The organism is Dyadobacter sp. BHUBP1 (assembly GCF_050587785.1).
GTDB lineage: Bacteria > Bacteroidota > Bacteroidia > Cytophagales > Spirosomataceae > Dyadobacter.
In genome coordinates this window covers 396,250-409,941 of the sequence record NZ_JBOBIH010000002.1, presented here as the reverse complement: position 1 = coordinate 409,941, position 13,692 = coordinate 396,250, and the positions used below count along the sequence as shown (strand labels likewise).

Sequence of the window (13,692 nt, the reverse complement as noted above, 5' to 3'; positions counted from 1 at the left end):
TCAGTTCGGTCAACGGGCTGTTACCACGCTGCTGCGGCTCGACCGTCCGGCCAGATCGAAGCTTTTCAGCGTAACAGTACCCGACACTTTCACAGGGTTTTCGTAAAGTTGTGAAGTCTCGGTAGGCTCGGAACCGTCGGTCGTGTAGCGGATTGCCAGGCCCGGCAATTCCACATTCGCTTTCAGCATTCCGTTTTCTATGATCGCGCCCGGCTGGGGCAGGCGGTAATTATAGCCCCCGTTGATATACTTTAGTCTCGGGAGATGCTTTTGGGCTATCGAGTTTGCAAAAATATTCCAGCCTTCGGCCATCATCGCCTTTCTGGCGGCATCGTCGGCTACGCTTTCCCACTTCCTTTCGGCTGCCCAGGCACTTTCAGAGAAACCCAAAAGCTTGGGCAGGATCGAATACTCCATCATATCACGACCTTTGATCGTCTCGCTCCAGAGCTGCGCCTCCACACCATAAACGTTCTTGCGTGCCTCTGGCCTCATCAGCTGCTTGCCTACAAACTCTTCCTTCATCGGCTTGCCCATGGCCGTCTCCTCAGTGGTACGGAACATATTAAACGGCGCAAATGCCCAGTTGTCGCGCGTGTCCACAAACCCGCCCCAATACAGGCCAGGCTCCTTGGGATCATTGTTGTACGACATGTCGAAATAGAAGTTGGTCACATTACAAAGCACCACCGGATAACCCGCATTAGCCAGGCGGTTACCCAGGTCAACATCATACACATTGTTCCAAACGTAGGGATATACCTGGCGCCCCACAAACTCCGGATTGGCGAGGTATGCACCGGTTTCCGTTTTGTTCAACGCCACTTCTTCCCAGCCATGCACTTTCAGGTTACGTTTTTCGAGCATAGGCAGGAGCTTTCTAAAAAAATAGGTTTGCAGATAGCGCGGCCCTTTTACCTCCGGATGCTCTGCCAGCAGTTTGGCAGCCATCGGCGACTTCGTCCACACGCCATCCGCCACTTCATCGCCGCCGGTGTGGAAAGTATCCATTTTCAAGCCTGCCTGTTCGTACAGTTTCGCGATTTCATCCACTACTTTCACAAAGAAATTGTAGGTCGATTCGCGCGCCACGCTCACGACATTGTTCTTGTAGCCCTGTGCCGAAATGTAAACCGATTTGTCATCCGGATCTATCAAACGGTACTCGTTCGCCTCTTTCTCTTTACCTTCCTTCATCAACCGCTCATACCGCGCTTCCATCGACTTGATAGCCGCCAGCGCGTGACCGGGGAAGTTGAGCTCAGGGATAATCTTAATGTGCCGCTCGTGGGCATATTTGAGTATTTCAATAAAATCGGCCTTGGTATAATAGCCGCTGCCGTGTTTGCCTTTCTCATGGGCAACCGGTCCCGACCCGTAACCCGGGTGCAATGCGTTCGCATTCATGCCGGACGTATGCTGACGCTGTGCGCCTACCTGCGTAAGCTCCGGCAAACCGTCGATCTCGATCCGCCAGCCTTCGTCCTCGGTGGTATAAAGCAGTAAGTGGTTGACCTTGTAAGATGCGAGCAGGTCTATAATGCGCTTCACCGATTCCTTCGTCTGGAAGTTACGCGCCACATCCAAGTGCAGGCTACGGAACTGGAACCGGGGTGCATCCTGTACCTGCACAAATCCAAAACCAACGGAAGCGACAGGTTTCTGGTAAGCGTCCGTCGGCGCGAGTTGCAAAAGGCTTTGAACGCCGTAGAACACGCCCGCAGCATCACTCCCCTCGATCGTAATGCCGGTTTGACCAATATTCAGATTATATGCTTCACTGGAAATCCCATTCACCGTGACCTTACCCGTTTTCAAAACAATGGCAGCTTCTTCCGAAGAACTTTTGCCCGGTAAGCCGGCCTGGATGGGCAAGTCGGTGCCGGTGAGCGTTTTTAATTTGCTGATCAGGTATTTGGCTTCGTTTTCGAGCCCTTCCTGATAAAATACATTTGTTTTGCCCGTCAATGTAAATGTGCCTGCGCCCGGAACGAGTTTCACCGGACTAGGGATGATTTTTAAAAGCTGCTCCTCACCCAATTTGGTAAATGCGGTGTTGGCTTTATAACGCGTTTCGGCGGTAGGTACCTCTTTCAAATCCATTTTGCCCCGCAGGATCTGCTCTTTAGTAGTGAATGGCTCGATCGTATAATCCACCACCTCGACGATTTCCTTTTCCTTGCCCTCGTTATCATAAAACACAAAATACAAGCCCAGCGGCGCATCCGTTTCCTTGATGACACCCTCTGTGCCGGTGTACGTAATAGTCATCGAATCCCGCGGGCGCATTAGAAAATCCTTTGCCGGTACCATCTGGTACCAGTCGCCGTTGATATGCTCAACGACCGCTGGTTCCGGCGTTTTGTTCGACTGGATCGGCCGCGGCGACATATTCCAGAACAGCTTCCAGTTAGAACCGTCCAGCGTAAAATCACTGCCGTTTCGGATCGTAAACTGGGCTTTAAACGTTCCATCAGGTTCCGTAAAATTGCTGACGAGCTTCCAGGAAACTGCGATTTTCTCGGCCTGTTCCTTGCTTACATTGCCTGATCTTTTGCAGCCTGCAAGCAGCAGCATACCAAACAGGACAAGCGAAAGCGGAAGTAGTTTCTTCATAGGGTCAAAAAGGCTGGGGAATGATTTTCCGGTGTTAGGAATACAACTACCTAATTACTGACAATTGCGCAAAATATACTAGTGAAGGGTGCAAAAAGCGTCGGAAATAGCCCTTTTGTGCAATGTCTCCGTACATAACTCTATAAACGGCTGCTATGGAAAACCTTTCAGGCGCTTCGCCCCGATTACTTTCACTGGATGCAATGCGTGGTTTTACCATTGCGGCGATGATCATGGTCAATTTCCCGGGACACGAGGATTTTGTGTTTCCCACGCTTCGGCATACCCGATGGAACGGGCTGACATTTACAGACCTCATCGCACCTACCTTCCTTTTTATCGTCGGAGTTTCCATTGCATTAGCCTATTCCAAAAAACGGAACGCGCCGAAGGGAGGATTGTATCGCAAGATCATCATCCGCTCGCTGAAAATATTTGCCGTCGGCATGTTCCTCAACATGCTGCCCGATTTCAACTTCTCCGACCTGCGCTATACCGGCACGCTCCACCGCATCGCGATCGTGTTCCTCGTGTGCGCGATCCTCTTCTTAAATACCAGCTGGAAGCAACAACTCGGTCTGGCCATTACCATTCTCCTGCTCTACTGGCTCGCATTGACCACCATCCCTACGCCCGGTGTGGGTAAGGTAACGCTCGAACCGGGTGTAAACCTGGCTGCGTGGGTCGACCAGCAATATTTACCAGGCAAAATGTGGCAGGGCACCTGGGACCCGGAAGGGATTTTGAGCACATTTCCGTCCATCGCGACCACCATTACCGGCATGCTCGCGGGTCAATTGATCCTCCTGCCACTATCTCCCAACGAGAAAAGCAATTACCTGCTGACCGCCGGCTTTGCCACTGCCGCATTGGGCTATTTCTGGAACCTGATTTTCCCTACCAATGAAAACCTCTGGACCAGCTCCTTTGTGCTGGTAACTTCCGGCTTTGCTTCCATGCTGCTCGGCGCGCTGCATTTCCTGATCGACATTCGCGGTGGTAAGCGAGGCATTGCACCCGGTGTCATTTTCGGGGCTAATGCAATTGCCGCTTACGTTCTGGCCGATATTCTTGCATTGCTATTTTACATTATGCCTGCCGGTGGCGATACTTTGAACCACCATGCTGTGGCAGCACTATCGCAAACAGGAATGGAACCGCGCCTCGCCAGTATGCTTTACGCGCTCTTTTTTGTGTGTATCAATTTCATCCCGGTTTACCTTCTTTATAAAAAACGGATTTTCATTAAGCTCTAACCCATGCCTTACCGAACACCTTTCCGGTTTCTTATCCTTCTGACAGTCGCCCTGCGGACCAGCATCGCGCTTTCGCAATCGCTTGATTTATCCCAAAGCCAGATTTTCAGCCCGAGCGACAAGGCTACATTGCTCCGAAGCATTGAAGTTCTGCAAAATGAGGTGGAAAAGCGGACGGGTGTTAAACTCCCTGTTGCGAAAAAGCTTCCTAAAACGGCTAACGTGATCCTGATCGCCTTGGAGAGTGACCTGAGCAAAGTGCCGGAGCCATACAGAAATGCTGTTTCCACATTACCAGAATTAAAAAGCGAGGGTTTCAAGCTGGTCACTGGCCCTTCGAATACCATTATTATAGCAGGAAAAGATGCCCGGGGAATATTGTACGGCGTCGGACGGTTCCTGCGAAAGGCAGAAATGAGCCGCGGGAAATTGCAGGTCAATGCACGGCTCGCGATCAGCACCAGCCCGCGGTACCCGATGCGCGGCCACCAGCTCGGTTACCGCCCCAAAACGAATGCCTATGATGCATTCTCCGTCGCCGGTTTCGACCAGTATATTCGTGAACTGGCATTATTCGGGGCAAATACCATCGAAATTCTTCCTCCGCGGACGGACGATGACGCTACCAGCCGTCATATGAAAATACCTGCGGCGCAAATGATCATCGAGCAGTCGCGCATTTGTAAATCATATGGGCTCGATGTGTCGATCTGGTATCCGAATATGGGTAAAAACTATGTCCACCCCGACTCCATTGCGAAGGAGCTCGTCGAGCGCGACCAGATATTCGCAAGCTTACCGAAGCTCGACGGCGTGTTTGTACCCGCTGGTGATCCGGGCGAACTGGAACCAGATGTACTTTTCGCATGGCTGGAAAAAGAGGCGACCGTATTACAGAAATACCATCCCAAAGCCAAAATCTGGGTTTCGCCCCAGATCTTCCGCCCTACCCAGAAATGGTTCGATGCGTTTTTCAGCCATGCTAACAAAGAATATCCATGGTTCGGCGGGGTGGTATTCGGGCCTTGGGTGAAGATTCCCGTGCAGAAGATCAGAGAAATCCTTAAACCGTCGATCCCGATCCGGCATTATCCCGACATCACTCATAACTATTCGGCGCAATATCCGGTGCCGCATTGGGACCTCGCATGGGCGATGACGCTCGGGCGCGAGAGCATCAATCCGCGTCCCTTTGATGAAAAGGCGATCCATAATGCATTGGACCAATATGGAATCGGCAGCGTGAGCTACTCGGAAGGGACCAATGACGATGTCAACAAGTTTGTGTGGAGCGATCAGGATTGGGACCCTGAAATGCCGGTTATCGAAACCTTACGCGATTATGCCAGACTTTTCTTCGGTCCTGAATACAAGGAGGCAGGCGCGCAGGCGATCGTCGATCTTGAAAAAAACTGGCGCGGCGAGGTCGTCGGCAATGACGGGATCGGTATTACCCTCCGCCAGTGGCAATCAATGGAAAAAAATGCACCTTTAAAACTACTACAAAACCCGAGGTTCCAGATGGGGTTGATCCGGGCATATTTCGACGATTATACCCGCCAGCGACTCATTTACGAACTCGAACTGGAACAGCAGGCGCGACGTGCACTGGCATCGGCCCGCAAGTCCGGGGCGGTGAAAGCGATGCGTAACGCAGAGAGTCTGCTGGAAAAGGCGTGGAAAGAACGTATTCTCCCGGAGCATCAGCAAAAATGCTACGATCTGGCCGATTCATTATTCAAGAGCATCGGCGCGCAGCTGACCATGAAAAAACACGGCGCCATGTCGGGCCGTGGTAATTTTGTGGATCTGATCAACATGCCGTTGAACGATGCGCCTTATTTACTGGATCAATTCAAAAGGATTGAAAAGCTGGCCAGCGAAGCCGAGATGCTACGAGAGATCGATCAGTTACTGCATCGCACAGATCCGGGCCCGGGTGGGTTTTACGACCATTTCGGCGACCCTGAAAGCTGGTACCGCGTTGTACCGGCCTTATCCTGGGAAAACGATCCGGGTAGTTTACGATCGCCGCGGATCGGTTTTGGTGTCGGTTTGGTAGGAGAAGAATGGGTGGACGAAATTCAGGCAACCGGCTTCAAAGGACAGGTGACCCCGCGTGCCTGGATGAAACAAGCCAAAACCCTCTACGACCAGCCATTGCAAATCCGTTACGACAATCTCGATCCGGACGCAACGTATCGCATCCGCATTTCGTACACGGGGCGTTTCCGCTCGCGCATGCGCATGACCACCGACGACGGCCAGACGATCCACGATTTTATACAGACCGGCGAGCAGCCCACATTCGAATTCAATGTACCTAAGGCGGCTACTGCTGACGGCAAAGTTATTTTTGAATGGACTTGCGGCGAAGGCGAGCGTGGCTCGCAAGTGACGGAGATATGGCTGATGAAACAATAACTGAGATATCACAATGGAATCCACATTACTCGAAAAACTGAAAAACGGAGGCAATGTATACGGCACCTGCATTACCTCCACCGGCCCGATGTGGCCAGCGGCTGTGAAGAAAACGGCTGTCGACTTCGTGTTCATCGATACCGAGCATATTCCCTTAGGCAGGGCGGAAATGGCTGCATTATGTCAGCAATTCCGACATTTGGGCATTACACCCATTGTGCGCATTCCGTGCCCGGATCCCTACCTCGCCTGCCAGGCCATCGATGCAGGTGCAAAAGGCATCGTTGCCCCTTATCTCGAATCCGTGGCGCAGATAACGGAGCTGGTAGGCGCTACCAAGTACCGGCCGCTGAAAGGCGAAGTCTTGCAGAACTACCTGAGCGGCGCAATGCCCTTGCCCGACCATATGCGGGATTATGTCGCCAAATATAATGCAGGGAATATCTGCATTGCCAATATCGAAAGCGTGCCCGCGATGGATAAGCTCGATGCAATGCTATCGGTCCCGGGGCTGGACGCCGTTTTCATCGGCCCGCACGACTTATCGGTAAGCCTTGGGCTACCTGAACAATATGACCATCCGGAGTTTGAAAAAGCCGTTTCCTACATCATCCGCACCGCACGTGCCAAAGGATTGGCCATCGGTATCCACTTCTCGCTGGAACCCGAAAGGCAGATTCAATGGATGAAGGAAGGAGCGAATATCGTCGTGCACAGCTTCGATGTAGCACTTTTCGTGCAAAAACTGAATGCGGATTTTGACAAAATAAAAAGGGCGGCCGGCGACCCGGCGGCCGGCGACGATGTTCCGACTGCTCGACTTGATACTTCAATGGTAGTTTAAAAACCTATTTGCCTTGCCACATCATCAGTCCTTCGATCAGCGCGGTAAGCTGTTCGAAGGGCATGTTGGGTGTGAGGTACGCGTGCGGGCCCATAGGATCGTCCTGCCAGCTATTATTCCCGCCGTCGACGATGATCCTTCCGCGTTTTACACCAAAATAGGGCTGAATTCCCCGGATGCCCACCAATACGGCGGTCTGGTCCCAGCTCATCCGGCCGTCCGCGTCGCCTTTGGACAATGGCATCGCCATCGCAAAAACATCTTTCACAGGGCTTTTCAGATTTTCATTTGCGATTACCCGCCTACCGGTTTTGATTTCTTTTCCAATTTCAAAACCGCTAAACAGGATTTCGGTAGGCCACTCTGCAAAAACCTTGGCCGACGCAACCGAATCTACCAGCACATTGTATTCCCGCCCCTTCGGAAACCCGCCCGCCATCGACACCAGTTGCTTTACCTTTTTACGGACAAGGTTACTTCCCGACAGCTGTGAATTAGCATCCGGGCCTGAGTCCAGTAAATCCGCGAGGTTGGTCAGAAAGCCAACCGTAACAATGGTAACGCTCTGGTCGGGTTGCTTGGCTAGTATTTTACGATAAGTTTCCACTGCATCCGGCGCATCCGACGTTTTCTCGATTTTATGCGGATATTTCTCTACCAGCATTTCCGGCCATTTTTGTGTGGCCCCGAAACTCGCCCCTTTTCCCTTAGGCGCACCGGTAGGTAATTCGGGACGACCGAAATAGGTATTCAGGATTTCGATAGTAGGTACTACCAATTCATTTTTATTGGAAGAAATCACTGCCAGCGGCTTCACCTCTCCCTTGTCGGCCAATGCATGCATGACGGCCATTGCGCCTACATCGTCGTAATCCGGGCCGATATCGGTGTCGAGGATCAGCGAATTGGCTGATCTTCCGGTTTGAGCATAAGAATTAGAGAGTGCGAAGAGGCAAAGGACCAGTAAAACTTTGTTCATGACATTCATAAAAATGCGGTCTGTTGTAAAGCTATTCGCTTTTACCTGCCGATATGCTGCATCAGGAGGATTTTTTCAACGATAGCAAAGGTTACATCAGTTTTTCAACACCTGGAATGCCTGTTTTGTTTCTCCATTCACCACCTCCAGTACATATATTCCCTCTACAAATTCACGGCCGGAGAGGTCGACCTTGCGTTTCTGCGCCCGCCCCAATGCTTCGCCGCCGAGTTGCTTCAAAATTCTCCCGTGCAGGTCATACACATTCACGGAAACCGAGCGGCTCTCAGGAACTTTGTCGCCAAGGTAGAAAACGCCTTTTGAAGGATTGGGATAAACCGACCATTCCGACCGGGCTTCGAAAGCGACCGGCCGCACGCGGGAATATTGATAAGTGCTGTCGATATCCACCATTTTGAGCCGGTAATACAAGTTCCCCCACTTGCCCGGCAGCTGATCGACATACTCGTATTTCCGGCCGCTTTTCAAATTACCTTCCCCCGAAACCTGCGCCAGCCGTACGAATTTCCCCTGTCGGTAAGCCTCGTCGCCGCTGGCCACCTCGATGTCGAAATGATCGAAATTCTCCTCGGAAGCGGTTTCCCATTCCAGGATCACGTCTTTCGATTGCAGGTCATCCTGTTTTTTCCGGGCATTGAAACTCACCAACTCGACAGGTAATGCGCCCGGATTTCCTACGAACGCTTTCGAAAGCCAGAATTCCGAAAAGGATTTCAATTTCATTTCAACATAATATCCTTTGTCATAAGGGACAATCGCCACTTCCCCTGCCGGATGAAACGACCAGCCGCCCTCGGTGCTGTTGGATAGCGAGCCATCCTCTTTCGCGGGGTTCGCCGTATTTCGATATTTGGAAATACCGAGCTCAAATGGATTCACGGGTTTACCGCAAGTACCGCAGCCCACTGCGTTGATCAACGCCTCACTCTCGGTTTCAAGGAAGTAGAACCGGACAGTTGCCAGGTTCGCGAGTTCGTTGTTGGCAGGTTTTACCGTAAAATTCCTGTCGAGATAATACTGGCCATTGCCATTTCTAACCCCTGCCGTATTCAAATACGACTGAACCTCGGTACTACCCATGTTCTGCCCGTTAGCGTTAATGGACGCTATCAATTTCCCGTTGCTTGTAAAATTCACCCAACCCGAACCGGATACCTGTTGCGTGGCCACACCACCGGTATTATCGAGTATCGGTGCAATTTTGTCAAATATGTGGATATCGTCCAGAGCTATTCCTTCGCGATGCGTGAAACCATCGGAGATCAGTACAAAACGTAATTTGAGGTTCGTAAACCCGGTGGGCAAAGCCATACTTGCCACGTGCCAGCGCAGATAATCCTGTAAAGCCCAGGCGCCGTTACCCGAGTAAGTTTTATTGTACCAGTTGGTACCCTGCCCCACTGCCCCCAGGCGCGTCCACGGACCGCCATTTCCGGAATATTCGATATACACATAATCGCAGGGGGTAGGTTCGCACACTTCCAGGTCGATTGCCGCGCTAAAACTCAGTGTAGGCGATGTCAGACTGCTTACATTAAAGCAAGGAGAGTACAAATAGGACTCTTCTTTGTCGTTATACCCCCCGGCAAGGTTGGTTTTCCACACCTTCGTCCCGCTAGCCGCTTTGTTCAGGGCGGACGAAGTAGGAGTCCCCCATTTCCAGGAGCTATTCGTTCCTTTGGCACTCCAGAAGCCGTCTCCGTTTTCAAAATTCTCCAGATAAGGAAATGAGCTCAGTACCGGAGCATTAAAAACTTTCACCGCAAGTGTGTCATTGTCCCGGAAGCTGTCGGTCGCCAATTCCGACCAGGCTTTGAGATTCAGTGCCCCAACCGCTGAAAGATCGGCCTTGGGACCGAAAGTGAAATCGATGGTCGTGCGCTTGGCAAGCATTGCGATTGTATCGCGGAGTATTGTTCCGTTCGGCAGCGATAAGGCAATAGGCAGGTTGGCGATGTCCCGCGCGGAGCTGTTCCGGATACGAATAGCGATTGTTTCCGCATTGCTCAGCCCGCAGCTTTCCGTAGGCGGTGCAAGTAATGCCAGCATTTGAATATCGTCGATCACCGAAACAATGCGGATATCGTCGAAAGAATAGCCCGCCCCGTTGCTATAATCGGAAGTAATCATTTTTCCCCATTGTCCCCAGCGGACCTGGAAACTCGACGAGAAATTTTCCGCGTTTGCAGAAAGCAATGCACTTATTTCAAGTGGAGCGGTTGTCTTATATCCCTGGGTTGTGAGGTTCTGATTTGCAAACAGGTCGTAGGCCTCGACCCAGGCATCGGTATCCTTACCCCTTATCCATACCTTATTGTTACTGTTTGTTTTCTGACCGTGATTTTTGTAAGAAAAGATCAGCCGTAAATCGTCGGTATTGATGTTGTATCCTGCCAGATTGAAAGTGCCCGTCAGGTAGCTCGTGTTACCCGCCGAATAGGCCCTGTTCGCATCGAGCGTCAGCGCTTTCTGACCGGATGCCGCAAAGCCTGTATTAACGAAAGTCCGGATCCTTCCGGCATCAGTGTCGGCACTGAAATCATACCGTCCGTCCCCCGTAAGCCCCATTTGTGCGACCGTCACATTTTGCGCAGGGAGGTTTTCGATGTCGTCGTGAAATGGCAATGCCAACTGGTCATTGGGCAGCTGTCTGAAAAGCTTCACCAGCGTGTCGTTCGCGGAAATCTTATCTGAATTGCTGTGGATAAATACCTTGAAATTGTAATCCCCGGAATTGGCTAAATTGGCGCCCACCGCGAAGGTGTGGTCGTAGGTCTTACCCTTTTCGATAAAAGGACTAATCGTTTCAATCGGTACCGCTACGCCGTTAAGCTCATATCCAACATCCAACGAACCGTTGAAATCCACATCATCGAGATTTTTGATCCTCATTTTGACAAAAACGGCCCCACTTAATTCCGTCGAAGTATTTTTCCTTCCCGATGACGCCGGCGTAACTATTGATTCGATTTTAAGGTCGTTGTCCGAAATGCTGCCCGCACAGGTTCCGGTATCCGGTTTACGGGAAATCGCCAGCGCCCTGCGTCCGGGCTGCCCGTTCAGGCGTGCCCGTACAGAGACGTAGTAGGTTGAATCTTTCACCAGTCCGCCCAAAGCGTAGCTAGTGCCGGAAGTTACGGCCACCGGAACCATCTCTTTCCCTTTCAGCATCATGACTTCATAGTCACTCGCGCCTGTTACCGCTGTCCAGTCCAGCGAAATGTACCCTTCGCATTGCAAGGCCGACAATGTTACACCCGGTACTCCGATCACCGTAAAAGGCTCTGAAATGCTCTGTGTCCCGGTGCTGTTCTGGATCACCCGCACACGCACCTTGTCCGAACGCATTCCCACAGGCACTGACCATGCAATCTGGCTGGTACCCGCTGCCACGGTAGAAATATTGGTCCATACACCACCATTATTACCGCTGTACTGTACCGTAAAACTGCTGGCGCTATTCCCAAAGGCATCCCACGAAATGTACATCGGGTCGCCGTCTTTCAGGCGCTCCCCGCCGATCGGGTTGGTAATGGTGAGTGAATTGGGAATGATATCGTAAACCACAAAATACTCCTGCGACGGCGACTGGCCTACCGTAGTCCCTTTGACCGAAATGGTGTAGGTCCCCGCCATTGGGTTGTTGATCACCACCTGCTCCATATTGTTGCGGTTATCTACGCCCGTGGTAGCCACATTATTGACATTGGCCGCGGTCGGATCCAGTATTCGCGGCAAGACGATGTTCGAGGCGGGGTTGGTTACCTGAAGATCGAGATTATGAACCAGGCTCTGCGACGCGAGTGTATTGCCTGCGGGGTCATTCCAATAAAGCATTACCTTAACCTGCGCCGTATTGTCCGGGACGTTGATAGAAAAATTGTTGGTTCCCTGATGCGCAACCTGGCCCGTGGTATAGCTTTGCGATTCGAGCATTTTGACTGAGCGAAGCAGGTTCAGCCATCCATAGCCAAATCCATAATCGGGGCCTTCGTTACCTTTATCGACGGCACCATTCACCAATAATGCTTTCATCAAGCCGTTCTTGGGATTCTGGTTCCCGTTCAGCTGCCGGTATCTTTCGTAGAGCATCGCAAGCCCTCCCGACACAGCCGGTGTGGCCATACTCGTGCCGCTGCCGCTGCCATACAAGTTGACCGGAATAGTAGATACAATGCCGCTGCCCTGCGCCGTAATCTCCGGTTTTAATCTGCCATCCTTAACGGGGCCCCGGCTTGAATTCGACATCAGCCCGCCGACCTCGCCGGTGGCGCCGACGGTGATGACGTTTTTGGCCGTCTGATATCCTCCCAGGACTGTTCCAAAGCCCAACGCAAACGGTGCACAAGTAGTGTTACCGCTGTTTCCGGCAGCAAAAACATGTTGCAGATAGGGCATTTCGAAAGCCTGTTGATCCAAAATGTATGAATGGAGGTCATATGTTCCGTTCGTTTCGCAGGTAATCACATCCGATCCATACGAGTTATTGGTGATCACCATACCAAAATCCTGCACATATTGGGGCGAATAGGCCAGGATCGATGAATAACTTTGCGCTACGACGGTCGCCTTAGGCGCGTAACCTGTGTAGCGTTCGTCCATAATACCCGCACCTGCCATCGTCCCCATCACGTGAAGTCCGTGCGAACCGGCTTCGATAGGCGCCCTGTTGATGATACGGGAATTGAAGTCGATATGCCGCAGGGGATTAGACTCGTCCCCTATGCCAACGACCACCCCCGCTCCCGACAAGTTCCTGTTTCCGGGCAGAGCTGATTTCAGGACATTCGCCCGGCTGTTCGTGGTACTTTTATTGTTCAGTTGTCGATCCGTCTGCGGTATCGCCTGCACATATTGCACAAATGGCTGCCCGGCAAGCGTTTTTAACTCCTTCACCGGCACCCTGACGGTCAGTATCCGGTAGTTTTTATATTGATCCGAAATCACTTCGTATTGCCTGCTTTGCAATGCGGCTTGTACCTCTTCATAACTGAAAGATTTAGGATAGCTGATCCAAAGGTCGATTGTAGAGGGGCCGGCAAATGCATGCGATGGAATGTTCCCGTTGGCAAGTCCTGGCTGCATTTTTTGCTCCGCGCTAAGTTCCATGATGGCCCTTCCCCTGGTTCTTGCCAATGCCCCCGGGTTACTACCCGGCGCTATCGTTGCCGTGTAGGCGTAATTGGGTATATATTCAAGAAGTTCGATGCCCTCGCGCTTCAATTCCTGTCGCTCTTGTTCGGTAGGAATGTCGTCGAACTGTATTAATACCAGAGACTTCTGCCCGGTATTCGAAAGCCGGAATGCCGCATTGGAGCGACCGGATACGGATGAAATATTCCGCTCGGGTAGAATTGAACCGCTTTTGAGAAGGATTTGATAATCCTGGCGCTTCTGGCCTCTGACATGCCCTGTGAACAGGCTAGCTAATAATAGTGTGTAGTAAAGATTTTTCCACTTCATAATTTTTGGTACAGATAAAGGATAGGTAATTCTACCTCATTTAGCCTAATAATGCAAATTAATTCGGCCATTGTTTAATATAAATTAAC

At 51.4% G+C, this 13,692-nt stretch carries 6 protein-coding genes; 3 read left to right on the top strand and 3 right to left on the bottom strand.

Going from position 1 to position 13,692, the window contains the following annotated elements; genetic code table 11:
• Positions 1 to 9: 9 nt before the first annotated feature.
• Positions 10 to 2,616, bottom strand: a complete 2,607-nt coding sequence (locus ACQ4MZ_RS08425) for a family 20 glycosylhydrolase (protein WP_430844271.1) — start codon at positions 2,614 to 2,616, stop codon at positions 10 to 12.
• A 155-nt stretch (positions 2,617 to 2,771) separates the two neighbouring features.
• On the opposite strand from ACQ4MZ_RS08425, the gene ACQ4MZ_RS08420 reads away from it, so the two are divergent.
• Genes ACQ4MZ_RS08420 through ACQ4MZ_RS08410 form a run of 3 tightly spaced genes read left to right on the top strand, consistent with a single transcriptional unit; the run spans position 2,772 to position 7,140 of the window.
• Positions 2,772 to 3,872 carry an acyltransferase family protein gene (locus tag ACQ4MZ_RS08420; RefSeq protein WP_430844269.1) on the top strand — a complete coding sequence of 367 codons (1,101 nt, stop codon included), beginning with the start codon at positions 2,772 to 2,774 and terminating at the stop codon, positions 3,870 to 3,872.
• Between the two features lie 3 nt (positions 3,873 to 3,875).
• Entirely contained in the window at positions 3,876 to 6,296 is a 2,421-nt protein-coding gene (locus ACQ4MZ_RS08415; RefSeq protein WP_430844268.1) for a hypothetical protein, read from the top strand.
• Between the two features lie 13 nt (positions 6,297 to 6,309).
• Positions 6,310 to 7,140 carry an HpcH/HpaI aldolase family protein gene (locus ACQ4MZ_RS08410; protein ID WP_430844266.1) on the top strand — a complete coding sequence of 277 codons (831 nt, stop codon included), beginning with the start codon at positions 6,310 to 6,312 and terminating at the stop codon, positions 7,138 to 7,140.
• 4 nt (positions 7,141 to 7,144) lie between these two features.
• Here the strand turns inward: ACQ4MZ_RS08410 and ACQ4MZ_RS08405 are convergent, their stop codons facing one another.
• Both ACQ4MZ_RS08405 and ACQ4MZ_RS08400 read right to left on the bottom strand, forming a co-directional pair.
• Positions 7,145 to 8,119 carry a nucleoside hydrolase gene (locus ACQ4MZ_RS08405; RefSeq protein ID WP_430844264.1) on the bottom strand — a complete coding sequence of 325 codons (975 nt, stop codon included), beginning with the start codon at positions 8,117 to 8,119 and terminating at the stop codon, positions 7,145 to 7,147.
• Between the two features lie 96 nt (positions 8,120 to 8,215).
• Positions 8,216 to 13,603: a S8 family serine peptidase gene (locus ACQ4MZ_RS08400; protein WP_430844263.1), complete on the bottom strand. Its 5,388-nt coding sequence runs from the start codon at positions 13,601 to 13,603 to the stop codon at positions 8,216 to 8,218.
• Between the last annotated feature and the right edge of the window lie 89 nt (positions 13,604 to 13,692).